This window comes from Halomonas saccharevitans, assembly GCF_032333995.1.
GTDB classification, from domain to species: Bacteria; Pseudomonadota; Gammaproteobacteria; order Pseudomonadales; family Halomonadaceae; genus Halomonas; species Halomonas saccharevitans.
Genome location: NZ_JAVXUR010000003.1, coordinates 280433 through 304044 on the forward strand (window position 1 = coordinate 280433; position 23612 = coordinate 304044).

Annotated in this window: 22 protein-coding genes; 13 read left to right on the plus strand and 9 right to left on the minus strand. The window is 67.6% G+C overall.

The genetic code is table 11. From position 1 onward, the window contains the following. Positions 1 to 90: 90 nt before the first annotated feature. Together RSO68_RS09330 and RSO68_RS09335 are read left to right on the plus strand one after the other, a co-directional pair. Positions 91 to 432 carry a TraR/DksA family transcriptional regulator gene (locus RSO68_RS09330; RefSeq protein WP_315586397.1) on the plus strand — a complete coding sequence of 114 codons (342 nt, stop codon included), beginning with the start codon at positions 91 to 93 and terminating at the stop codon, positions 430 to 432. Between the two features lie 80 nt (positions 433 to 512). Then, positions 513 to 875: a RidA family protein gene (locus RSO68_RS09335; RefSeq protein ID WP_315586398.1), complete on the plus strand. Its 363-nt coding sequence runs from the start codon at positions 513 to 515 to the stop codon at positions 873 to 875. Between the two features lie 48 nt (positions 876 to 923). Here RSO68_RS09335 and RSO68_RS09340 read toward each other — a convergent pair whose 3' ends face one another. The 4 genes from RSO68_RS09340 to RSO68_RS09355 form a co-directional block, all read right to left on the minus strand. Continuing rightward, the gene (locus tag RSO68_RS09340; protein WP_315586399.1) at positions 924 to 2447 is read right to left on the minus strand and encodes a PhnE/PtxC family ABC transporter permease; all 1524 of its coding nucleotides are present in this window, start codon (positions 2445 to 2447) and stop codon (positions 924 to 926) included. Then, entirely contained in the window at positions 2444 to 3148 is a 705-nt protein-coding gene (locus tag RSO68_RS09345) for an ATP-binding cassette domain-containing protein (RefSeq protein ID WP_315586400.1), read from the minus strand. The genes RSO68_RS09340 and RSO68_RS09345 overlap by 4 nt, the downstream gene beginning before the upstream one ends. After that, positions 3148 to 4002, minus strand: coding sequence for a putative selenate ABC transporter substrate-binding protein (locus tag RSO68_RS09350; RefSeq protein WP_315586401.1), 855 nt, complete (start codon positions 4000 to 4002; stop codon positions 3148 to 3150). Before RSO68_RS09350 ends, RSO68_RS09345 begins: the two co-directional genes overlap by 1 nt. Before the next feature lie 73 nt (positions 4003 to 4075). Continuing rightward, positions 4076 to 4948: a MurR/RpiR family transcriptional regulator gene (locus tag RSO68_RS09355; RefSeq protein ID WP_315586402.1), complete on the minus strand. Its 873-nt coding sequence runs from the start codon at positions 4946 to 4948 to the stop codon at positions 4076 to 4078. Between the two features lie 219 nt (positions 4949 to 5167). Between RSO68_RS09355 and zwf the strand changes: the two genes are divergently transcribed. Genes zwf through RSO68_RS09370 form a run of 3 tightly spaced genes read left to right on the plus strand, consistent with a single transcriptional unit; the run spans position 5168 to position 8088 of the window. Further along, positions 5168 to 6664: a glucose-6-phosphate dehydrogenase gene (gene zwf, locus RSO68_RS09360; protein WP_315586403.1), complete on the plus strand. Its 1497-nt coding sequence runs from the start codon at positions 5168 to 5170 to the stop codon at positions 6662 to 6664. 54 nt (positions 6665 to 6718) lie between these two features. Next, positions 6719 to 7396, plus strand: coding sequence for a 6-phosphogluconolactonase (gene pgl, locus RSO68_RS09365; protein WP_315586404.1), 678 nt, complete (start codon positions 6719 to 6721; stop codon positions 7394 to 7396). Between the two features lie 29 nt (positions 7397 to 7425). Next, complete coding sequence (locus tag RSO68_RS09370; protein ID WP_315586405.1) at positions 7426 to 8088, plus strand: bifunctional 4-hydroxy-2-oxoglutarate aldolase/2-dehydro-3-deoxy-phosphogluconate aldolase; 663 nt, start codon at positions 7426 to 7428, stop codon at positions 8086 to 8088. A 129-nt stretch (positions 8089 to 8217) separates the two neighbouring features. On the opposite strand, the gene RSO68_RS09375 is transcribed toward RSO68_RS09370, so the two are convergent. From RSO68_RS09375 to RSO68_RS09395, 5 genes are all read right to left on the minus strand, one after another. Continuing rightward, a complete protein-coding gene (locus tag RSO68_RS09375) occupies positions 8218 to 9186 on the minus strand; it encodes a carbohydrate kinase family protein (protein WP_315586406.1) in 969 nt (322 codons plus the stop codon). Continuing rightward, positions 9183 to 10070 carry a D-hexose-6-phosphate mutarotase gene (locus RSO68_RS09380; RefSeq protein WP_315586407.1) on the minus strand — a complete coding sequence of 296 codons (888 nt, stop codon included), beginning with the start codon at positions 10068 to 10070 and terminating at the stop codon, positions 9183 to 9185. Before RSO68_RS09380 ends, RSO68_RS09375 begins: the two co-directional genes overlap by 4 nt. A 16-nt stretch (positions 10071 to 10086) precedes the next feature. Continuing rightward, a complete protein-coding gene (gene glk, locus RSO68_RS09385) occupies positions 10087 to 11070 on the minus strand; it encodes a glucokinase (RefSeq protein ID WP_315586408.1) in 984 nt (327 codons plus the stop codon). 166 nt (positions 11071 to 11236) lie between these two features. After that, on the minus strand, positions 11237 to 13123 hold the full coding sequence (gene edd, locus RSO68_RS09390; protein ID WP_315586409.1) for a phosphogluconate dehydratase: 1887 nt from the start codon (positions 13121 to 13123) through the stop codon (positions 11237 to 11239). 102 nt (positions 13124 to 13225) lie between these two features. Beyond that, the gene (locus RSO68_RS09395) at positions 13226 to 14620 is read right to left on the minus strand and encodes a coniferyl aldehyde dehydrogenase (protein WP_315586410.1); all 1395 of its coding nucleotides are present in this window, start codon (positions 14618 to 14620) and stop codon (positions 13226 to 13228) included. Between the two features lie 118 nt (positions 14621 to 14738). On the opposite strand from RSO68_RS09395, the gene RSO68_RS09400 reads away from it, so the two are divergent. The 8 genes from RSO68_RS09400 (at position 14739) to RSO68_RS09435 (ending at position 23484) form a co-directional block, all read left to right on the plus strand. Continuing rightward, positions 14739 to 15875 carry a GNAT family N-acetyltransferase gene (locus tag RSO68_RS09400; protein ID WP_315586411.1) on the plus strand — a complete coding sequence of 379 codons (1137 nt, stop codon included), beginning with the start codon at positions 14739 to 14741 and terminating at the stop codon, positions 15873 to 15875. Positions 15876 to 16084: 209 nt separating this feature from the next. Further along, a complete protein-coding gene (locus RSO68_RS09405) occupies positions 16085 to 17470 on the plus strand; it encodes a sigma-54 interaction domain-containing protein (protein ID WP_315586412.1) in 1386 nt (461 codons plus the stop codon). A 910-nt stretch (positions 17471 to 18380) separates the two neighbouring features. Beyond that, positions 18381 to 18797 (plus strand): hypothetical protein, encoded by a 417-nt coding sequence (locus tag RSO68_RS09410; protein ID WP_315586413.1) that lies wholly within the window; start codon positions 18381 to 18383, stop codon positions 18795 to 18797. A gap of 109 nt (positions 18798 to 18906) precedes the next feature. Further along, complete coding sequence (locus RSO68_RS09415; RefSeq protein ID WP_315586414.1) at positions 18907 to 19647, plus strand: hypothetical protein; 741 nt, start codon at positions 18907 to 18909, stop codon at positions 19645 to 19647. Between the two features lie 61 nt (positions 19648 to 19708). Next, positions 19709 to 20578: a hypothetical protein gene (locus tag RSO68_RS09420; protein WP_315586415.1), complete on the plus strand. Its 870-nt coding sequence runs from the start codon at positions 19709 to 19711 to the stop codon at positions 20576 to 20578. A 70-nt stretch (positions 20579 to 20648) separates the two neighbouring features. Further along, positions 20649 to 21356 carry a C39 family peptidase gene (locus tag RSO68_RS09425; RefSeq protein ID WP_315586416.1) on the plus strand — a complete coding sequence of 236 codons (708 nt, stop codon included), beginning with the start codon at positions 20649 to 20651 and terminating at the stop codon, positions 21354 to 21356. Positions 21357 to 21388: 32 nt separating this feature from the next. Then, positions 21389 to 22204 carry a hypothetical protein gene (locus tag RSO68_RS09430; protein ID WP_315586417.1) on the plus strand — a complete coding sequence of 272 codons (816 nt, stop codon included), beginning with the start codon at positions 21389 to 21391 and terminating at the stop codon, positions 22202 to 22204. Positions 22205 to 22389: 185 nt separating this feature from the next. Further along, positions 22390 to 23484 carry a hypothetical protein gene (locus RSO68_RS09435; protein ID WP_315586418.1) on the plus strand — a complete coding sequence of 365 codons (1095 nt, stop codon included), beginning with the start codon at positions 22390 to 22392 and terminating at the stop codon, positions 23482 to 23484. Positions 23485 to 23612 lie beyond the last annotated feature (128 nt).

Below are 23612 nucleotides of genomic sequence, written 5' to 3' on the forward strand. Positions count from 1 at the left end.
CCGGGGCTTGCCCCCAGATCAGCCCCGAGCGATGGGAGCTATCTGCGATAGCCCTACGACGCGACCCGGTGCCCTGCAGAGGAGGCGGCGATGAATCACCCGGAACTGGACATGGCGGCCCTGGTGGCGCGGCTCGAGGCGCTGCGCGCCGAGCTGCAGGCGCAGAGCGAGGCCGGCCGTGATGCCCGCGAGACCGTGATGCTGGACCAGACCTCGGTGGGGCGCCTGTCGCGCATGGATGCCCTGCAGGGGCAGGCCATGGCCAAGGCCGAGGAGCAGCGTCGCCAGTTGGCCCAGCAGCGCATCACCGGCACCCTGGCGCGTATCGAGCGGGGTGAGTACGGCGAATGCATCGCCTGCGGCGACTGGATCGACGCCCGGCGCCTGGAGCGCGACCCCCTGGTGCTGAAATGCATCGACTGTGCCGAGTGACGCCACGACGGCGTGACCCGGCGATAAGCTGACTCGACGAACACGACTCGACCACACATGACCCGACGGAGAGAACCACGATGAGCATCGAACGACACGACACCAAGGCGCGCATGAGCCGTGCGGTGATCCACAACGGCGTGGCCTGGCTGTGTGGCCAGGTGGCCGGCCCCGAGGCGCGCCACGGCGACATCACCGAGCAGACCCAGAGCATGCTGGAGCGGGTCGATGCGCTGCTCACCGAGATCGGCTCCGACCGTGAGCACCTGCTCTCGGCGACGATCTACATCAAGGACGGCAACGACGTCGCCGCCATGAACGCCGTCTGGGACGACTGGGTCCCCACCGGCCATGCGCCGGCCCGCACCTGCGTCTGCGCGCCCCTGCCCGCCGACGAGCTGAAGGTGGAAATCACGGTCACCGCGCTGGTGCCGAGCAACTGAGGTGGCGAGCCGGGACGCCGCGGCCCGTACGCGTCGCGTCCCGATCGCCTAGCGCTGGCAGGGGTCGTCGATGACGGCGACCTCGCGCGGGCGCAGCCGTCGCGAAAGGGCATCCACGGCGATGTTGAGCAGCGCGGTGATCAGCAGCAGGAAGAAGGCGACGTCGAACAGCAGGTACTCGAAGTTGGCGTCGATGTAGTAGCCCAGCGTGGCCACCCCCAGCATACCCAGGATCGCCGTCTCGCGCAGGATCACCTCGGCGCGGTAGTAGAGCAGCGCCAGCATCCCCGGATAGACCCGCGGCAGCAGCTCGTAGGCGAAGCGCCCCACGCCCCGGGCGTCCGGCATGCCCGGGGTGATCGCATCGGCGTGGCGCGCCACCAGGAAGGCGATCAGCGCGCCGTTGTGCAGCGACAGCGCCAGCCAGGCGGGCAGCAGCGACGGCCCCAGCAGCAGCAGGAAGAGAAAGGCCAGCATCAGCTCGGGGGTCGAGCGCAGAAACAGCAGCAGCCCGCGTCCGGCCAGCCGAGTGGCGGGATTGCCGAAGTGGCGGCAGGCGAGCGGCCACAGCGCCAGGGCCACCAGCAGCGCCCCGACGCTGCCCAGCAGGCCGAGCAGCAGGGTGTTGCCGATGGCCGGCCCCAGGTCGGGGATCCGCGCCAGCCAGTCGATGACCCCGTGCCAATCCCCCGCGAGCAGCGCCGGCGGCCAGATATCCTGGCTGACGAAGCGCCACAAGAGGCTCCCGCTCACTTCCGGCCAGGGCGCCAGCAGGAAGAGCCCGCCGACCGCCAGCAGCGGGATCAGCCGGCGGTGTCCCCACCAGGGCAGGCTCGCGATCAGCAGGTAGAAGAGCCACAGCAGCGCCCCTGCCTCGTGATAGCGCCCCTCGCGAAAGGCGGTCTCAAGCTGGAAGCCCAGCGTCGGCAGGCCGACGAAGCCCAGCAGCACGCTGGCCCGCAGGGCGCACTCGAAGCGGTAGCGGGTGTAGGCGGCGAGCCGTGTCCAGGCCAGAGGCAGCTCCGCATAGACGAAGCGCGACAGCCGCGAGACGCCGGGCGGCAGGGCGTCCCGCGGCGCGCCGGGGATCTGCTCGAGGATCTCCGCGAAGACCTTGGCGAAGATGCCGGCATAGGGAATGGCCAGGGCCATCAGCGCGGTGGCGGCGGAGAGGCCGAACACCTGCAGGAAGAGCAGCGCCCAGAAGAGCTCATGGATCGCCCGCACGAAGGCGCAGCCAGCGCGCACCAGCCGCGAGCAGGCGAACAGCAGCGCCAGCGGAAAGCCCAGCACCAGCCCGCCGAGCGTGCCCCAGAGGGCCACCGCCACGGTCAGGCCCAGGGCCTCGAGGGGCGACTCCACCGTGCCCCAGGCGGGCCAGGCGAGCCCGCGGGCCATCTGCGCGAGCTCGCCCCAGGGGTCCCGGGTCACCACCGCAAGATCGGCGAAGGGCACCAGCACCACCGCCAGGGCCACCAGCGTCAGGGTGTGGCGGGCCAGACGCAGCCCGGTGCTCTGGCCGCTCAGCCAGCGGGGGCGGGTGTCGCGTCGCGCAAGCTCGGTGCCGATCACGCGTCGCCTCCGGCCTCTCCCTGGGTGGATTCGTCGCCGGCATCCGGGTAGAGGGCGTCCAGATCGGCCAGGCGCAGCGTGCTTGCCGGGGCGTCGATCACCAGCCGGCCATCGCGCAGCCCCCAGACCCGGTCGAAGTGGGTGAGCGCCAGCTCACGCTGGTGCAGGGCGATCACCGAGGTGGCGTGGCGCGCGCCGATCAGGTCGAGCAGGCGCAGCGCCTGGTGAGGGTCGACGCTGGCCACCGGCTCGTCGCCGAGAAACAGGCTGCGCTGCTGGTAGAGGGCTCGGGCGATGGCCACCCGCTGGCGCTGGCCGCCGGAGAGCTGGCCCACCGGGCGGCGCATCAGCCCCGCCAGGCCCAGGGCGTCGCAGAGCTCGGCGACCTGGCGCCAGGGCTCGGCCAGCGGTCGCACCAGGTTCCACAGGTTGGCCAGCGCCGAGTGCTCGGCGAGCCGCCCCATGTAAACGTTGTGGTAGACCGCGAGCCCAGGCACCAGGCCGTGCTGCTGGGGGCACCAGGCGGCCGTCTCGCCCAGCCGCTGGCGCAGCTCGCCCAGCAGGGTCGACTTGCCGGCGCCGCTCTGGCCGAGCAGGGCCACACGCTCGCCGTGGCGCAGGCCGAGGCGCAGGCCCGGCAGCACCACCTGGTCGCCGTGACCCAGGTCGTCCCCCTTCAGGGCGAGCAGCACGGCGCTCATCAGCGCAGCAGGCCGAGCTCTTCGGCGACGTCCTCGATGGGCGCGTAGAGGGCATTGTCGGCGGGAATGAAGCCCTCGCGCGGGAAGCTCGCCAGCAGGTCGGGGTCGTCCATCTCGAGCAGGGCCGCGCGCACCCGGTCGGTGAAGCCCTCGCCGAACCGCGCGTCGACGTCGCCGCGCACCGTCCAGTTGTAGTCGGGGTAGGGGGGCGTTTCCCAGATCACCTCGACCTTGTCGGTGTCGACTCGGCCGTCGGCGACCGCAGCGTCCCAGACGCTGAAGTTGACCGCGCCCAGCTCCCAGGTGCCGGCTTCTACCAGGGCGATGGTGCGCGAATGGTCGCCGGAGAAGCCGACCCGAGAGAACAGCTCGTCGGGGGCGGCGTCGAAGCGCTGGCGCAGGTAGTGCTCAGGCATCAGGCGACCGGAGGTGGAGGTGCGCGAGCCGAAGGTCAGGCTCATGCCCTCGATCGCCTCGGGGAGGGTCTCGGCGGGTTCCAGGCCGGTAGAGCGGTGGGCGATGAGGTAGCTCTTGAACTCGGCGTCCTCGGTGCCCTGAGCCAGTGCCACGGAGCCCGGCACCAGGCGGCGCGCCTGCACCCCAGAGAGGCCGCCGAACCAGGCCAGCTGGACCTGGTCGTTGCGAAAGGCGCTGACCGAGGCGCCGTAGGACTTCACCGGCACGTACTCCACCTCGACGTCCAGGCGCGTCTCGAGGTAGTCCGCGACCGCCGAAAAGCGCTCGACCAGCCGCGACTGGTTCTCGTCGGGAATGGCGGTGAAGCGGAAGGTGTCGGCGGCGGCGCCCTGTGCGAACAGGCAGAGGGCGGCGGCGGATGTGGCAAGCCAGCGCATGGCGGTCTCCGGAGTGGTCGATGGCCCGCCATTGTTGTGCCTCCCCGCCGGCCTGGCAAGTTTGGCGGGGGTGTCAGGCCGGGTCGTCGTGCCCGTCGGCGGGGTAGCGGGTCGGCTTCAGGCTGTCCTTGATCTTCTTCAGGTGCGGCAGGAAGTCCTCGCCCCGGCGCAGGGTCATGCCGGTGGCCAGGACATCGATCAGCGTCAGCTGGATCATCCGCGAGGTCATCGGCATGTAGTAGTCGGTATCCTCCGGCGTCGAGACCTCCAGGGTCTCGGTGCACTCGGCGGCCAGCGGCGAGCCTGGGGCGGTGATGCCGAGCACCACGGCGCCGTTCTCCCGGGCCAGCCGGGCGATATCGACGAGGTCCCGGGTCCGCCCGGTCCAGGAGAGCATCACCACCACATCGCCGGTGTGGCAGGCGGCGGCGACCATGCGCTGCATCAGCACGTCGATATAGGCGCTGACCGGGAGGTTGAAACGGAAGAACTTGTGCTGGGCGTCCTGGGCCACGGCGCCCGAGGCGCCCAGGCCGAAGAAGTGCAGCTGCCGGGCCTGGATCAGGTAGTCGACGACGCGCTCGATGCGCTCCGGGGCGACCTCGCGGCGGGCCAGGTCCAGCGCGGCGATGGTCGCGCCAAAGATCTTGCCGGTGTACTCGGCCGCGGCGTCGTCCGGTTCCACCGCCTGGCTGACGTAGGGAGTGCCGCCGGCCAGGCTCTGGGCCAGCTTGATCTTGAAGTCGGGATAGCCCTTGGCATCGAAGCTTCGGCAGAAGCGGTTGACCGTGGGTTCGCTGACCGAGGCGAGCTGGGCCAGGGTGGCAATGCTCATGCTGGTGGCCGACGCCGGGTCAGTCAGGATGACGTCGGCCACCTTGCGTTCGGAGCGGTTGAGCTCATCGAGCTGGCGGCGGATGCGGTCGAGCAGATCGTGTCGAACCATGGGTGGTGCAGTCTCCGGCGAGGCGCCCTCGGCGGCGCGGGATGAAACATGGGTGATGTGGTGATTTAACTACATTATGCTGGCTATGCTGAGAGAAGCGCAAAGGTGAGGGGGAAGGTGCGCCAACGGTTACCGCGAAAGTTGTAAACTTACATAAAGTTTTTGCGATGCTTGCCTTTTATGCGCTATTTTTAAGTAAGTTAACCAGATGGGGCGGACATGACACCACGCAATCGGCCCGCCGAGGCCGGCAGCTCGGCCATCGATCTGGCGCTGTTCGGTGCCCTCGGCGACCTGGCCCAGCGCAAGCTCTTTCCGGCGCTCTACCACCTCGACCGCGAGGGGCTCCTCGACGAGAACACCCGGCTGCTGGGCCTGGCGCGCCATGAACTCGATCGAGAGGGCTTCCATCAGCGGGTCGAGGCCTCACTCGAGACTCACGTCAAGGCCGCCGAGCTGGACCCGGAGGTGCTCACGCGTTTCCTCCAACGCCTGGACTTCCTGCCGCTCGAGTTCCTCGAGCCGGAGGGCTACGAGGCCGTGCGCGAGTGGCGCGAGCCGGGACGGGAGCGCCCGCTGGTCGTCTATCTGTCGGTGGGAGCGAAGATCTATGGCGACATCTGTCGTCACCTGAAGGCCAGCGGCAGCCTCGATGAGCAGAGCCGCGTGGTGGTCGAGAAGCCCATCGGCTTCGATCTCGACTCCTCCGCCGAGATCAACGATGCCATCGGCGACGTCTTCCCCGAGTCGCGGGTCTACCGCATCGATCACTACCTGGGCAAGGAGACGGTGCAGAACCTGATCGCGCTGCGTTTCGCCAACCCGCTGTTCGGCACCCAGTGGAACCAGAACCATATCTCCCACGTGGAGGTCACCGTGGCCGAGAAGGTCGGCATCGAGGGACGCTGGGGCTACTTCGACGAGGCCGGTCAGCTGCGCGACATGGTGCAGAATCACCTGCTGCAGCTGGTCTGTCTGATCGCCATGGACCCGCCGGCCAACCTCGACGCCGACGCCATTCGCGACGAGAAGGTCAAGGTGTTGAAGGCGCTCACGCCTTTCAGCGACGACATGCTGGGGCGCGACGTGGTGCGCGGCCAGTACATGGCCGGCACCCACGACGGCCAGGCCGTGCCGGGCTACCTCGAGGAGGAGGGCGCCAACGTCGACAGCCATACCGAGACCTTCGTGGCGATCAAGACCGGCGTGGCCAACTGGCGCTGGGCCGGGGTGCCCTTCTACCTGCGCACCGGCAAGCGCATGCCGGAGAAGCTCTCCCAGATCATCATCCACTTCCGCCAGCAGCCGCACTACATCTTCGATCCCGACCAGCGCGGGCTCGCCGCCAACAAGCTGGTGATCCGCCTGCAGCCGGAGGAGGGCATCGCCCTGGAGGTGCTGACCAAGGATAGCGGCCTGGACAAGGGCATGCGCCTGCGTCGTGGCCCACTGCACCTGGACTTCGGCAGCGCCTTCCCCAAGACGCGCATCCCGGATGCCTATGAGCGCCTGCTGCTGGAGGTGATGAAGGGGCAGCAGTACCTCTTCGTGCGTCGCGACGAGGTCGAGCACGCCTGGCAGTGGTGCGATAGTCTGGTGGCCGCCTGGGCCGATCGCGACGAGCCGCCGCGGCGCTATCCCGCCGGCTCCTGGGGGCCGGTGGCTTCCATCGCGATGATCACCCAGGACGGCCGAAGCTGGTACGAGGACTACTGATTACGACCGGCACGAAAGGCCCGTCACGACAGGACCGGCACGAGGAGCCCCGAAATGACCGACACGATCCCATCCCCCCGCGAGCAGCTGGCGACACAGCTGGCCGAGTCCGTCGGCGAGGCCCTGCGCCAGGATCTCGAGCACCAGGCGCGGGCGCTGCTGATCGTGTCGGGGGGCTCGACGCCGCTGCCCTTCTTCCGGGCCCTGGCCGCCAGGAACCTGCCCTGGGCGCGCATCGAGGTGACGCTCGCCGACGAGCGCTGGGTGAATGGTGCGGCCCCCGACAGCAACGCCCGCCTGATGCGCGAGCACCTCTTGCAGGGGCCGGCCGCCGAGGCGACCTTCGTGCCCCTGACCACTGATCACGAGACGCCGGAGCAGGGCGTCGACGAGGTCGCTTCGCGGCTCGAGGGCCTGGCCTGGCCGGCCAGCGTCGCGGTGCTGGGCATGGGCGGCGATGGCCACACCGCCTCGCTGTTTCCCGACAGCCGCGAGCTCGACCTGGCGTTGACCACCGCCGCTCCCGCGGTGGCGGTGCGCTCGCCGAGCCAGCCCCAGCCGCGCCTGACGCTCAGTGCCGAGCGGCTGCATCGAGCCCGGCGTCACTTCCTGCACATCACCGGCGAGGAGAAGCGTGACGTGCTGGCCCGGGCGCTGTGTGGCGACGACGCCCGCGAGCTGCCCATCCGCGCCTTCCTGGCCTGCCCGGTGGCCATCTACTGGGCGCCCTGAATTTCTTCCCGATGCACTGGAGCCATGACATGACGATCGACAAACAGCTGCCCTCCACCCGTACCACCGAGCTCGACAGCATCTGCCTCAAGGCCGAGGTGATCCCGGTGCTGATGATCCGGCGCGTGGAGGATGCCGTGCCGCTGGCCAGGGCCCTGGTCGAGGGTGGGCTCTCGGTGCTCGAGATCACGCTGCGCACGGACTGCGCCCTGGAGGCGATCAAGCGCATCAAGGCGGCGCTGCCCCAGGCCAGCATCGGCGCGGGGACTGTGCTGACTCCGGCCCAGTATCGTCAGGCCGAGCAGGTCGGCGTCGACTTCGTGGTCACCCCCGGCACCACCGAGGCGCTCTATCGTTACGGCGTCGGCAGCGCGGTGCCTATGCTGCCGGGGATCGCCACCGTCTCCGAGCTGATGATCGGCTGGCAGTACGGCTACCGGCGGTTCAAGTTCTTTCCGGCCGAGGCCAGCGGCGGGACCAAGGCACTCAAGGCCTTCGCCGGCCCGATCGCCGAGGCGCGTTTCTGCCCCACCGGGGGCATCGGCCTGCACAACGCCGAGGAGTACCTGGCGCTGAAGAACGTGATGTGCGTGGGCGGCAGCTGGCTGACGCCCCAGTCGCTGGTCGAGGCCGAGGACTGGGAGGCGATCCGTTCGCTGGCCCGCGAGGCGGCGACGCGCTTCCACCACTGAGGCCGCCTCGCCCGCTTCGGTGATCCGCGTGCCCTTCGACGACGCATGGCACCTATCGCCCCGGCCGCCGGCCGGGGCTTTTCGTGGGCCGGTGGAAACGGCCCGGGGGAGGGTGAACCACGACCGCGATCAGCGCTCCAGGTCGTCGCGATCCGGCAGGGCGGCGAAGGCCCCGGGGCGGGTCACGGCGTGGGCGCCGCAGCGGCTGGCGAAGGCCACCGCGCGGCGCAGCAGGTCTGCGTCCCGATGCCAGGCGCCGTCGGTGGGCGTCGCGGCGGCGAGCTCGGCGAGCAGCCCGCCGGTGAAGGCGTCGCCGCCGGCCGTGGTGTCCACGGCCTGCACCGCGGGGGGCGTGAACCGCTCGTCCAGCGCGATCGTCTTGAGCAAGATCTCGCCCGGCCCATCGGTGATCACCGCGCACTTCACCCCGGCGGCGAAGCGCTCGGCCAGCCAGCCGTCCCGCGGATGCTCGGCGCGCAGGTCGTCGAGCTCCTCGGTCGAGAGCCGGATCAGGTCGGCGGCATCGAGCAGGCGGGTGACCAGGCTGATGTCGGCGACACCGCCGGCCCAGAGGCCGTGGCGCAGGTTGGCGTCCACGCTGATCAGGCAGCCGGCGCGGCGCGCCATCTCGGCCATGGCCAGGGTGGTGTCGGCGATTTCGGGCTCGGTCAGGCTGTTGCTGCCAAAATGCACGATGGCCGGCTCGGCGAAGACGCCGGCCGGCAGGTGTTCCAGCCGATAGAGCAGGTCGGCCGCCGGCGGGCGATAGAACGCGAAGGTGCGCTCGCCCGCGGCGTCGCGATGGACGAAGGCCAGCGCCGTGCGCGCCGCGTCGGTACGCACCACGCCGGCGGTGTCGACGCCGTAGGCGGCCAGCTCCCCGGCGACGAGGTCGCCGAAATGATCCTCGCCGACCATGCCGAGAAAGCGGCTGGGCACGCCCAGCCTTGCGCAGGCCACGGCCACGTTGGCCGGGGCGCCGCCGGCATAGGGGGTGAAGACTTCGGGGGTGAAGGCCTCCGGCGTATCGTCGGCGGCGTCCACACGGCTCGAGAGCAGGTCGACGAGCGCCTCGCCGAAGGCGATCACGGGCGTCATGACGCGGTGTCCTCGCGGCTCAGGGTGGTGCCCAGCAGGTGCTGGGCGCCGGGCACCAGCCACACCGGGTCGAGGCGCGTATTGGCCGATTCGACGCACAGGAAGTGGCGGGCGGCCTCGGTCGAGGTATCGGCGGGCGGGGTGTCACCGGGGTGCCAGATCACCGCCGAGTCGCTGCTCTGGCGGGCGATGCGCAGTCGGCGTGTGCCATCGTCGAGGACGAGTTCGGCATTGCTGCGGTAGATGCGATCCAGGCCGCCGCGCACGCCGAGCTCGCCCTGCTGGTCACGCTCGGCGAAGTCGGCCAGCTTGTCCAGGTAGCGGGCGCCGGCCAGGCCCTCCACGCGGCAGGCGAAGGCGTCCTCGACGGCCAGGTAGGTGTGCAGGGCGCCGGTGATCTTCACCGGGGTCTCGCCGACGTGCTCGGTGATCAGCTCCATGTGCAGGCGCCGGGCGTTGGCCTGGATCACCGCGCGGGGCACCAGCTGACCGTGCAGCCGCTCGATCGAGGAGAGGTGCAGCTCGACGCCCTCCTCGTGCTCGTCCACGGCATCGAGGCGCCAGTCGGCCTTGCGGGCGGGGCCGTGCATGGGGCCGGAGCGGTCCGGTGACTCGTCGGCGGTGTTCTCGTCGGCGAACCACGGCCAGCAGAGCGGGATGCCGCCGCGGATCGCGCCGGGCCGCTCCTGGGGCGTCGGGGTGACCCACAGCCAGCCGGCGCTCTCATCGCCTGCGGGGCGGTAATGCAGGACCTGGGCGCCCTGCAGCGACACCACGAGCTCACCCCAGGCCTCGTTGGCCAGCCAGACCTCACGGCCGGCCCAGTGGGCACGGCGTTGGCCGCGGGTCTCCTCGACCAGCGCGGCAAGCGATTCGGGAATCATGCGACCTCCTTGATGGTCATTCGATCTCTGGATGGTGCAGGGCCTCGGCGGCGCCCAGCAGGCCCGTCCAGGGGTCGGTGACCACCTGGACGGGGATCCGGCCGGCGTAGACGGCCATGCGCCCCTTGGCGGCGAAGGCCTCGAGGAAGCGGCTCTGTGGGAGCCACTCGAGCAGGCGGGGCAGGATACCGCCGCACAGAGTGACGCCGCCGCGGGCTCCTAGGGTAAGCGCGGCATCGCCACTGACGTCGCCGAGGATCTTCAGAAAACGCAGCAGGGTATCACGGGCCCCGCCGTCGCCGCTGCCGGCCGCCGCGGTGACCTCGGCGGGCGACTGGCAGTGCGGGGCGATGCCCTCCAGGGCGCAGTGGGCGAGGTAGAGCTCCACAAGCCCCGGCCCGGAGAGCAGGCGCTCCACCGAGACGCGGCCGTAGCGCTGGCGGAAGTGCTCCAGCAGCGCCCGCTCGCGGGCATCGGTGGCGGCGAAGGCGGCGTGGCCGCCTTCGCTTGGCAGCGGGAGCCAGCGCCTGCGACCGTCGCCCCGGCCTGCCGGCAGCAGGCCGGCCATGCCGAGGCCGGTGCCGGGGCCGATCACCAGGCGCAACGCCCGGGGGGCGGCCTCGCCGGCCTGGAGGACGACGCGGTGCGCCTCACCCACGTGGGGCAGGCCGAGGGCCTGGGCGATGAAGTCGTTGATCAGCCTGAGGTGGGTAAGCCTCAGCGCCTGGCGAAGCTCGCCCCGGGTAACGTCCCAGTCGAGGTTGGTCAGGGTGAGCCGTTCGCCGTCGAGCGGGCCGGCGACGGCCAGGCAGGCCTCATGCGGGGCGGCGTCGCCGACGGCGCCGACCCGCACCAGGTAGTCGCGGATCGCCTCGACCGGGCCGGGATAGTCGGCGCAGTGCAGGCGCTGGATCTCGTGGGGAGCGACGGCGTCCGGCGTCACCAGCGCGAAGCGGGCGTGGGTGCCGCCGATATCGCCGATCAGGGCCGGTCTTGTCATCGTCACTACGTCCCGACTAGTTAGTGGGCTGAATTGCTCGAAGCCTTTTCCGGCGACAAGCCTGCGAGGGGGCGCTGTGAACCCCTTCCTGGGCGCTACCGACGCCATCCCTGGCGTAGGACCCCCTCTATGGCTTTGTCTCCGGCGCTTCTCACCGCGGCCGGTCTCAGGCGTCCTCGTCGTGGATCTGGCCGGCCTGGCGGGCCAGGTCATCGGCCTCGAAGCCGCCGAACACCGAGGCGCCCTGCTCGCCGTGCATCGCCAGGTGGCGAAAGCCGGCGAACAGCTCGCGACCCAGCCCCACATGATGGGAAGCCAGCTCGCCGACGCGCCGCTCGCGCTCTTCCCACGCCTGGTCATCGAGCTTGACCTCGAGGCGGCCGCTGTCGGCGTCCAGACGCACGACGTCGCCGTCTTTGAGCTTCGCCAGCGGGCCGCCGTCCAGCGCCTCTGGGCTCATGTGGATGGCCGCCGGCACCTTGCCGGAGGCGCCCGACATGCGCCCGTCGGTGACGAGAGCCACCCGATAGCCCCGATCCTGCAGCACGCCGAGGTAGGGGGTCAGCTTGTGCAGCTCGGGCATGCCGTTGGCCTTGGGTCCCTGGAAGCGCACCACGGCGATCACGTCCCGGTCCAGGTCGCCGGCCTCGAAGGCCGCCTTGAGGTCGTTCTGGTCCTCGAAGATCCGCACCGGGGCCTCGACCAGGCGATGCTCGGGCGCCACCGCCGAGACCTTGATCACGCCGCGCCCCAGGTTGCCGTCGAGTACGGTGAGGCCGCCGGTGGGGGCGAAGGGTTCCGCCACTCCGCGCAGGACCTCGGCGTCGAGGCTTTCGGTGGGGCCTTCACGCCAGACCAGCTTCCCCTCTTCGAGGAAGGGCTCCCGGGTGTAGGCGGTCAGGTCGGTGCCGAACACCGTGGGGATGTCGCCGTGGATCAGGCCGGCGCCGAGCAGCCCGCGGAACAGATAACTCATCCCCCCGGCGGCCTGGAAATGGTTGATGTCGGCCTGGCCGTTGGGATAGACCTGCATCAGACTCGGCGTCACCGCGGACAGCTCGGTGAAGTCGTCCCAGGTGAGGGTGATGCCCGCCGCGGCGGCCATCGCCACCAGGTGCAGGGTGTGGTTGGTAGAGCCGCCGGAGGCCAGCAGGCCGACGATGGCGTTGACGAAGGCGCGCTCGTCGATCTGTTGATAGAAGGGGCGGTAGTCGCCGCCCTGATCAGTATTGCGGATCGCCTGCTCGGTGGCGAAGCGGGTCAGGGCCTCGCGCATCTCGGTGCCGGGATTGACGAAGGAGGTGCCCGGCAGGTGCAGGCCCATCATCTCCATCATCAGCTGGTTGGAGTTGGCGGTGCCATAGAAGGTGCAGGTGCCGGGGCTGTGGTAGGAGGCGGCCTCGGCCTCGAGCAGGTCCTGGCGGCTCGCCTTGCCCTCGGCGAAGAGCTGGCGTATGCGCGCCTTCTCCTTGTTGGGCAGCCCGCTCGGCATGGGGCCCGCCGGCACGAACATGGCCGGCAGGTGACCGAAGCGCGCCGCGGCAATGAACAGCCCCGGGACGATCTTGTCGCACACGCCCAGATACAGCGCGGCATCGAACATGTTATGGGAGAGCCCCACGGCGGTGGCCATGGCGATCACGTCGCGGGAGAACAGCGACAGCTCCATGCCCGGCTGGCCCTGGGTGACGCCGTCGCACATGGCCGGCACGCCGCCGGCAAACTGGGCGGTCCCGCCCATGGCGCGCGCCGCGGCCTTGATGGTATCGGGGAAGGTCTCCAGCGGCTGGTGGGCCGAGAGCATGTCGTTGTAGGCCGAGATGATGCCCAGGTTGGCCGCGTTCATCAGCTTCAGGGCGTCCTTGTCCTCGGCGCCACAGGCGGCGAAGCCGTGGGCCAGGTTGCCGCAGGAGAGCTCGCCGCGATGCACGCCGCGGCGATGCTGGTCGGCCATGCGCGCCTCGTATAGCGCCCGGCGCTCGGCGGAGCGCGCACGGATACGGCGGGTCACGTCGGCGACGCTGGCATTGAGGGCGGGGATTGCGCTGGCCATGGTGCACCTCGGCTGTGTTGACTTTTGGTAAGTTTACCAATTATGGCGGCGGGATTCCGCCCATGTAGGCCGCTATTCCGCCTATTTTGTGGTTTTTCTACCTCACAACCCCAGCAGCTTGAGCAGCCAGCGCCGATGGGGCGGATTCAGCAGCCCGATGGCGCTTCGCCGCGACTGGACGAAAACGCTGCGCTGGTGACTGAAGCGCAGGAAGCCGGCCTCGCCGTGGTAGGCGCCCATGCCGCTCTCGCCCACGCCGCCGAAGGGCAGGCCGGGTACGGCGCTGTGCCACAGGGTGTCGTTGAAGACCACGCCGCCGGAGTGGGTCTCCTCCATCAGCCGTCGGCGCCGCGCCGGGTCGTCGGTGAAGGCGTAGAGCGCCAGTGGCCGTGGGCCCTGGCCGACCCGGGCCAGGGCAGCATCGAAGTCGCGCAGGCCGATCACCGGCAGCCAGGGACCGAAGATCTCTTCGCGCATGATCGAAAGGCTCGCGGTGGGGTCGATCACCAGGGTAGGCGGCAGCTTCATCCCCCGGCTGAACTCCAGGCGCTCGCCGAACTCGATCACCCGGCAGCCGTGGTTGCGGGCCTCGGTGAGCATCGCCTCGAGCCGGGCCCGCGCCGCCTCGCCGGGCACCGCCGAATAGTCGTCGCTCGCCGTGCCCTGGGGATAGAACGCCGTGATCGCCTCGCGCAGCGCCTCGACGAAGGCCGGCAGGCGCGCGGCATCGATCAGCACGTGATCGGGGGCGATGCAGGTCTGGCCGGCGTTGAGCCACTTGCCGAAGGCGATGCGACGGGCGGCGTGGCTCAGGTCGGCGTCATCGGCGACGATGGCCGGCGTCTTGCCGCCGAGCTCCAGAGTGACCGGCGTCAGCCGCTCGGCAGCGACGCTCGCCACCTGGCGCCCGATCGACGCCGGTCCGGTGAAGAGGAGGTGGTCGAAGGGCAGGGCGGCGAAGGCGCGACCGACCTCGGCGTCGCCTTCGATCACGGTCAGCTCCGCGGGGTCGAAGTAGCGCGCCACCAGTCGTGCCATCAGCGCGGCGGTGGTGGAGGCGTGCTCGCTGGACTTGATCATCACCCGGTTGCCGGCGGCCAGCGCGTCCATCGCCGGCAGCAGCGCCAGCTGCCAGGGATAGTTGGCCGGGGCGATGATGCCCACCACGCCCAGCGGCTGGCGATGGACGCGCGCTCGGGCGGGCGCCAGGCGCCAGGGCACGGCCGTCCGGCGGGGCTTCATCCAGCGCCTGAGGCGGCGGCGGGCATGGCGCACGGCCTGCAGCAGGGTGGCGATCTCCGCCAGGCGCGTCTCGGCCTCGGCGCGATGACCGAAGTCCTGGCGGATCGCGCGAACGATCTCGTCACGATGGTGGCGGGTCATGGTCGAAAGCCGCTTGAGGCGGTCACGTCGAACCGCCGCCGAGGGGTAGGGCTCGGCGGTGAAGGCGTGGCGCTGCTGTTCCAGGCGCGCCTGCAGTGCGCGGGCGTCGGCCATGCGCGTCTCCCTGTCAGTGATAGCGGTGAGTGGTGGCATCGGGGGGTGGGTCTGCGCACAATGTAGGCGCAATGCCGGTGGCTTGTCAGCCGCCGGCCCCTCTTCCCCGGGAGGCCTCATGCCGGAACTGGTCCTTAGCGAAGCGTCTGCCATCGAGGCGGTGCCGGCGGCGCGCTGGAACGCCCTGGTCGACGACGATCACCCCTTCCTGCGCCACGAGTTCCTGCATGCCCTGGAGGCCAGCGGCGCGGCGAGCCCGGCCACGGGCTGGGTGCCGCGTCACCTGACCCTCTGGCAGGGCGAGGCGCTGGTCGGGATCCTGCCCCATTATCACAAGCTTCACTCCTACGGGGAGTACGTCTTCGACTGGAGCTGGGCCGAGGCCTGGGAGCGCGCCGGCGGCGACTACTACTATCCCAAGGGGCTGGCGGCGATTCCCTTCACTCCGGCGCCGGGGCCGCGCCTCGCCCTGGCGTCCCATGTCGATCCCCTGGCCGCGCGTCGGCTGCTGGCCCGGGCCTGGGAGGGGGGAGATCTCTCGAGTTGGCACCTGCTGTTCGCCGAGGAGGCCGAGGTGACGGCCTGGCGGGAGGCACGCCCCGAGCTGCTCGCGCGTCGGGGGGTGCAGTTCCAGTGGCAGGATCGCGGCTATGGCGACTTCGAGGGCTTTCTCGCCGCGCTGACCGCCAAGCGGCGCAAGGCGATCCGCCGCGAGCGGCGCCTGGTAGCCGAGCAGGGCCTCACCCTGCATCGCCTGGAGGGGGAGGCTATCGACGCGGCGGCCATGGCACACTTCTTTCGCTGCTACGAGATCACCTATCTGGAGCGCGGCCGCCACGGCTATCTCGGCCTCGACTTTTTCGAGCGGCTGCGCCGCACCCTGCCGGAGTCGCTGCTGCTGATCCAGGCGCGTCTCGAGGGCCAGCCGGTGGCCGCCGCGCTCTGCCTGCAGGGCACGCGCACCCTCTACGGACGCTACTGGGGCAGCGAGGTGGTCGCCGACTGCCTGCACTTCGAGGCCTGCTACTACCAGGGCATCGAGCACTGCCTGGCGCGGGGGCTGACCCTCTTCGATCCCGGCACCCAGGGCGAGCACAAGCTTGCCCGGGGCTTCGCGCCGCGTCGGCTCACCTCGCTGCACCACATCGCCGACCCGCGGCTGCGCGACGGCGTCGCGCGCTTCTGTGCCGAGGAGCGGCGCCACGTCGAGGCCTACGTCGCCGCGGCCGAGTCGGCGCTGCCGTTTCGTAGCTAATTCTGGAAGACTGCTATACTCAACCCTGTTTGTAATCAAGATGTATCAAAGTGTTACATCGTGATTCATTGATATAAAGATGCATCAGGACGTTGCGTCGTGTACGAGCGACGCAGAGCAAAGCAGCCATCTCCATCAGGCTTACAGGTTCTGCCGCCCACTACGTCCTTGTCGGCGGATCGCCGCCGGAGAGGGAGGGAAGAAGCGCAATGGAAGTCAAACAGGGCTGTTGGATGATCGCCGAGGCAACAGGCGAGGCAGAACAGTTAGAAGCGAAGGTACGCACTCTGGGTTGGAGCGTGACACGGCTCTCGCCGCCATGGTCCGGCTGCTGTCTCGAGGACGACTCCGAGTGCCGTATTGGCGTGGTGCATGTCGATGGCCTGTCGGCCGACCGTATTGGTCAGCTCGAATCGCTGATTTTGCGCAGTCGGTGCCTGTGGCTGGCCGTGGCCGCCGAAGACACCCTGGAAGCGGCAGAGAGCCGCAAGCTGATCGCCACGCTATGCCATGGGTTGGTTGCACCGACCGTCGAGAGCCAGGAGCTTGGCTGTCTGATGCAGCAGGCCCACATGATGTCGACTCTTCAACGACACGACGTGGAGCAGCGAGGCATGACTGGGGCTGCGTCGAACGACGACTCGGAATACGAGATGGTCGGTTCCACCCCCGTGATGTGGAAGCTGTTTCAAATGATCCGCAAGGTGGCCGCCGTGGAGGCGCCGGTGTTTATCAGCGGCGAGTCGGGAACCGGCAAGGAGCTGACCGCCCAGGCGATTCACGAGCGTTCTCCCCGCGCCTCTGCCTGTTTCCATGCCATCAACTGTGGCGCCCTGCCGGACCACCTGATTCAGTCGGAACTCTTCGGCCATGAGAAAGGGGCCTTCACCGGGGCCGTGCAGAAGAAAATTGGCCGGATCGAGGCCACCGATGGCGGTACTCTTTTCCTGGACGAGATCGGGGATCTGCCGTTCGAGCTGCAGGTCAATCTTTTGCGATTTCTCGAAACCCGCACCATCCAGCGAGTGGGCGGCCTGGAGGATATTCCCGTCGACGTGCGCATCGTCGCGGCGACCCATGTCGATCTCGAGCGGGCCGTCGAGGAGGGGCGATTCCGTGAAGATCTCTATCATCGTTTGAATGTCCTGCAGATCAAGGTGCCGCCGCTGCGCGAGCATCAGGAGGACATCGAGATACTGGCTCGCTACTTCTTCGAGCGTTTCGCCGGCGAAAAGCCCAGCCATCTCAGGGGCATTTCCCGTGACGCCCTGCTGGTCATGCGGCAGTATTCCTGGCCGGGTAACGTACGGGAACTCATCAACCGCATGCGTCGCGCCATGATCATGTGTGAGCACCGCCTCATCCAGCCCGAGGACCTGGGGATCGAGCGGCGCAAGATGTCGCGCCAGATTCTCACCCTGGAGCAGGCCAAGGAGCGGGCCGAGCGGGAGGCGCTGATCGCCGCCCTGGGGCGCAACAAGAACAAGATCCATCCGGCCGCCAAGGAGCTGGGCGTGTCCCGCGTCACCATCTATCGGCTGATGGAAAAGCACGGAGTGATTCGGCCGGAGTCTTCCGCCCAGCCGACCGCCTAATCCCCGCGTCGAGGCGCCGTCCCAGGAACAGGTGGGGCAGGGTCGATTCCCGAATCGGCTGACGGCGGACAGGACCCGCTGCCCCTCGAGGCGCCATGAGGCGTGCTCCATGACGCTTTACGGCCGGCGCAGATCGCGCCTGCCGCCTTTCCTCCCTCCCACATACGATATCGTCGCGACACCGACTCTCCAGCGCGTGGCTCTCCAGCACGTGACTTTCCAACACGCGGCTCTCCAGCATGTGACTCTTCAGCATGTGGCTCTCCAACACGTGGCTTCATGCCGGCGCTGCCCGCAGCGTCATGTCCCGCTCGGCGCCGCAGGCGGCTCGCCGATGGGACTCTCCGTAGGAGGCGACACGGTGTCCATCCTCGGTCGTGCAAGGCACACACGCCCCGACTTTCCCCTGCACGGATCCGTAGACAGCGTGACGGTGCCAGACGCCCTTTTGATCGCGGACCGAGCACGTTGCGCTCGCTGAAGGCGCAGCCGTTGTTTCTATCGCCCGGGTCGCGAGGCCGGTGTTCAGCCGGCGGCAAATCGCAGGTTCGGACTCCGATGCAGGTCGCTTCGCCGCGCGAAAAGAGCGCGTCTCGCGTGCGATGCCACGATCAAGCAAAGTTCTTTTACTCGTAAAAACAGTGGTCTGCATATCTCCAAGGTGTTTTTGTCAGGGAGTGTTACATATTGTTTCCACTTTTCCGCAGAGAGTGACAAAGGCCAGGCGGCAGCGGTCCAGGCCCATCGAGCGGCTCGGTATCGGCGGTAAAGGTAAATATTGTTACGCAAAAGCAACACTTCCCCGCGTGCACGTTTGGGCGATTTTTATAAAAAACATGGCAAATCAATGCTTTGATTATTTTGGCACGGGCATTGCTATATACATTGTGAAACAAGAAGGGGAACGGAAATGCCGACAAGCCACCAGCACACAGCGACCACGCTCGAAACGTCGAGCCGCACCGGGTCAAGCCGCACTCAAAAGTCCCGCGCTGCTCGGTCGTTGATCATCTCGGTGGCGGTCATAACCGGCGTGTTGGTGTCTGCCGTGGCTCTTGCCGAAGACGCAACCCGGCGTGACGTCGACGGACAGGCATTTAACCGGCAAGGCGGTACGCAGGTGGAAGCGCTTTCCCTGGAAACGCTGGCCGAGATCAGGGGGCGTTACGCCCGCGAGTCGGTCTCTGCGATTGACGAAGGGCTCGGGGTCATTCTTTGGGACGAGGGGCGTGCCGTTCGCAAAGGGGGGGGCAGCGATACCAATCGCCGTCATGAAGCGTCCGGGCATCGCAACCATCAGAGTCAGACGGTCAGGGTCGGGCAGTAACGGTAAAAGCCGTAACGATAAAAGCAGTAATCGTAAAAAAGACGACCGGCGATGGCGCCATAGATGCATCGCTAATTCTCAAGACACATAGCGCCAGGTGAATTCGATGATGAGCGTTAACGACAAGACAACCGTCTCGAGCCGGAAAGGCGCCTTCGAGGGCTTCGCCCCGAAGCGCCTGACCGCTCGGCATCGGGCCCGCGGGGTGGCCGCCGCCCTGATGGCCGCGGGGCTGTCGACGCTCTTCACTGGCGCCGCCGGGGGGCAGGCCTGGGGGCAGGAGGGCCTGTCGGATGAGGTCCATCATCGGGTCTTCACCAGCTACCGCGCCGCTTCGATCATCGACGGCAACTCCCTGAGCAACGTCCAGGGCGCCATCAACGTCAACATGGCCGCCGGCAGCCAAAACCTGCAGAGCAACGCCGGCGTCATTGCCATGGGCGAGAACGCCCTGGCCAGCAACATCGTGGTGCAGATCGTCACGACCAATAATCGCCTCGTGCCGGAACAGGCCAGCGCCGTCATCGAAGACCGCGCGCTGAGCCAGGCGGTTGGCTGGATTTCCGTCAACCAGGTCGCGGGGCAGGAGAATGTGCAGAGCAACACCCTGAGTGTGGCTCTGGGCATAAGGGGCAGCTCCCTGAGCAGCGAGACGCTGGGCCAGGTGCTGTCCCGCACGCAGGAGCCGACGGAGGAGTCGGAAGACACCGCGTCGTCACGGCGAGTCGCCATCGACGAGACGGCCTTTGCCGGATCGCGCGGCGTCATCCAGGTGAATCAGTCGGCAGGAAGGGGCAACGCTACCGGGAACCATGTCGGTATCCGCATGACATCCGGTGCTCGCAGATAGCGGTAGGCGTGCCTTAACAATACCAAGAGCAAGAACCTCAGGTTCATTCAGGAGAAAGACCATGAAAACCTTCGCTAAAACTCCGCTCGCCCTGGCCATCACCGCCCTGCTCGCCGCCCCCTATGCGCTGGCGACGAACTCCGGCGGTGGCGACAGCGACAATGAATTCTCCACCAGTGCCACCCTCGGTGTCACCGTCGAGAACGATGTCGATGTCGATCTCACGCATGAAGTAGAGAACAGCATCAGCGTGAATCTCAGCCTCGACAAGACCGTGGATGATCCGAACCACTTCTCCGCCGCGACCGTGGATCGCAAGCAGTATATCGATAACAACACGCTCTACGATGACAAGAGCGACAACACCACGGAAGCCACCAACTCCGGCAATGACGCCCAGGGCAATATCGGCGTCAACATGGCCAGCGGCGGGCTGAACAGCCAGGCCAACGATGCCGCTATCTCCAAGGGCAGCGAGGGTACAGTTAAAGGAGGTTTCCTTGGCTTGCATGAGGTCGATGCTATGGTCTTTGCCAAGGCCGCGACCTTCTCGATCCAGTCGGCGTCCGGCAATAAGTTCGACAACGACGGGACCGATAACACCACCACCGCCACCAACTCGTTCAATAACGCCACGGGCAACCTGGGGGTGAACATGGCCTCGGGCTTCGGCAACGGCCAGAACAACGCCATGACCCTGGCGGTGGGCCAGAACAGCTCCGCCGAGGCGACGGTGGCCGGCGTCCAGACGGTCTACGACAACGAGCTGGATAACGATGTTTACTGTGATTGCTCCGGCACCACCGTCAATACCAACAGCTCCAGCCTCAGCAACAGCTTCAACAACGCGTCCGGCAACGTGGGGGTCAACATTGCCTCCGGCAATCTCAATATGCAGAGCAACACGCTCTCCATCGCTCGCGCCAAGTGAGCCGATGCCAAGGCTCTACCCGGTCCGCCCCTGGCGGGCCGGGTATTTCCGCTTCGGCAGGGGGATCACGATGCCAGGGTTACACACCACTCTTACATGGCTGCTCGCGGCCGCCTGCATGACCGCCGGAGCGCCGGTGGCCGAGGCCGCCCCCGTGCGCCTGGGCAACGTCGTGCCGGGCACCAGCGTCGTCAAGTCGGTGCAAAGCATCCAGGAGCGCCGGTTCGAGAACCTCGTCGCCCAGGAGACCGACTTCTCCTGCGGCGCCGCGTCGCTTGCGACCATTCTGAAGTACGCCTACGGGCGTTCCGAGGTGACCGAGGCGGCGGTGCTCGAGGGCATGTTCGAGATTGCCGATGCCGATCAGGCGAAGAAGCTGGGATTCTCGCTGCTCGACCTCAACAACTACGTGGAGACCGTCGGCCTGCGGGGGCGCGGCTATAAGGTTGACGAGCCCGCGCTGGATACGGTCTCGATTCCCGTCATCGTCCTGCTGGACCTGGACGGCTATCAGCACTTCGTGGTGATGAAGAAGGTGGCCGGTGATCGAGTCTATATCGGCGACCCGGCACTGGGTAATAAGGTCATGCCGCGGGATGAGTTCCTCGAGGCCTGGAACAACATCATCTTTGCCGTGGTGGGCGAGAATTTCGATACCCATACGGTGCTATTGGATCCAGATCAGCCGCTGACGGCGCGCCGGCTGGCCGACGTCTTCTCACCGGTCCCGAAACAGCGGCTGCTGGATTTCGGGTTTCGTCATGCCGAAGTGTTCTGACCGTTCGGAATGCTACACACGAGGGACAAGTCATGAACCGCTTGAAAAGCGAATGGCGGCGGTGTCGCGGAACGTTCGGCGTCTCGCTGATCGGCGCATCGCTGGTGCTCTCTGCTCCCCTGGCGGCGCAAGCGGCCACGGTGGCGACCGATTTCAGCAGTCCGGTCTTCCAGCACAGCCGACAGCTGTCCGATCATGAGCTGGCTCAGCTGCGAGGTAAGGCCGTCAACAGCCGCGAGGTGCTGTTCTTCGGCGTGGAGATGTCCATGGACTGGAGCACGGCCGCGGGGGAGAAGATCCACGCCCAGGCCAACCTGGGCTTCAATATGGCCAGCGGTCAGCCGTCGCCGACCTTCTCCTCCCACATCACCGCGACTACCCCGGAGGAGTATGCGGCCTATCGGCAGTCGACGGTGGGGCAGGGATCCGTGATCGATGCAGGCACCGCCAACGGTACGGGGGTCGTGCAGCTGGTTCAGGCCGGCGGCGACTTCAACAGCGCCAACAACGCCTTCTGGATCGACGTCGGCCAGGAAGTGGGCCGTGGAGAAATGCCGGCGGCCAACAATCAACGCTCTATGACGACGACAGGCGGCGCCCAGGTGGCGATCGACCGGCAGTCCGGCCGTCTGGGCATGACGCTCGATCTGCCGGGAGCGGGCCTGGCACGCCAGGAAATCGTCTCGCGTCGCGGGCTGCGTCAGTCCATCCAGCTCTCCAGCAATCGGCAGCAGGTTCGTAACATGACACGGCTGCGCATTCAGCTTGGAGAGGCGACGGGCGCAACGAGTGGGCAGGACATGAAGCGCATGCTGGAGTCCATCCGCGTGCTTGACCGTATGCAGTAAAGCGCTCTTGTGTCGACGAGCCGCATCTAAATGGCCGATTCTACTCGGCCTTTTTTATTTTCTTACGGCCCGTACGGGCTGGCTGGCCCCCTTGGTGCCGCGTGACGCGCCGCCTCGCCTTTTCTTTTCACGGCTTGACGGGCAAGATGCGACTTACCGGGTTCATGCACTCAGGGGAGTTAACGATGCCGGATAATAATGTTTACAATAACTTGCAAAGCGCCGCGTGCCGCGGCTCAGCGCTGCTGCTGCTCGCCGCTACTATCTCGCCACTCGCCGTGGCGCAGGGAGGCGCTGGCGACGAGCGCATTCGCGAGGCGCAGCCCAGCCAGAGTGTGAAAGACGTGCTCCGCGAGGAGCACGCGCTCTTTTCCCGGCGCCTGACGATCGAGCCCGGTATCAGCTACTCCTATTCGGATCGCAGCGAGCTGGGCCTGAGCGGTTTCCTCGCCCTCGACGCCATCTTTCTGGGCAATATCAGCGTCGATAACGTCGAGAGCCATACCACGACTTTCGACCTGACCGCGCGCTATGGCATCACGGATCGCCTAGAAGTGCAGCTGGCGATTCCCTACGTCTACCGCAACAGCCGCTACGAAACGGGCGGTGCGGGAGGGAACCCAGATGCCCCGGTCGATGCCACCGTCGAACAGGGGCGTCTGGGGGATGTCAGTGCCGGGGTGTACTACCGTGTGCTGCCCGAGGCCGAGGTGCGTCCCGATGTCGTCTGGAACCTGTCTGTTCGGGCGCCCACTGGCAAGCACCCCTACGACATCCGCACCACCACGATAGACCGCGGGGACGGCGAGCTGGAGAATCTCACCGTGCCGAAGGATCTGCCCTCGGGCAACGGCGTCTGGGGAGTGAGCACGGGGCTGTCGTTTCTGAAAACTGTCGATCCGGCGATTATCTTTGCCAACGTGGGATATACGCATAACATCGAGCGCAGCTTCGACGATATCAGCTCCGGTGAGGAAGCCGTGCCCGGCGACGTGAATCTCGGCGACACCATCAGCCTGGGCTTCGGTACGGCCTTCGCCCTGAATCAGCGTTTCAGCCTCTCCATGTCGCTGTCGCATCAGCACTCCTTCGAAACGAAAATCACCTCCGGCGGTCGGGAGCAGGAGGTGATCGGGAGTGGCGCCAATGCGGCGTCCGTCAACTTCGGCGCCACCTACGGCCTCACGGATTCGACGTCTATCGTGACCAACGTGGGCGTCGGGATGACGGATGATGCGCCCGACTTCACCCTGGATTTCAGGGTGCCCTTCCAAATGTGATTTTCTGTATGCTTATGCTTCCCTCCTTTTTACGCCCATTACGCGCGTGAAAAGGGGCTGGCGCCATGGTCGATGTCCATGGCGCCGCGTCTCCTTCTCGGATATGTCGCCGCTATCGCGTCGCCGCC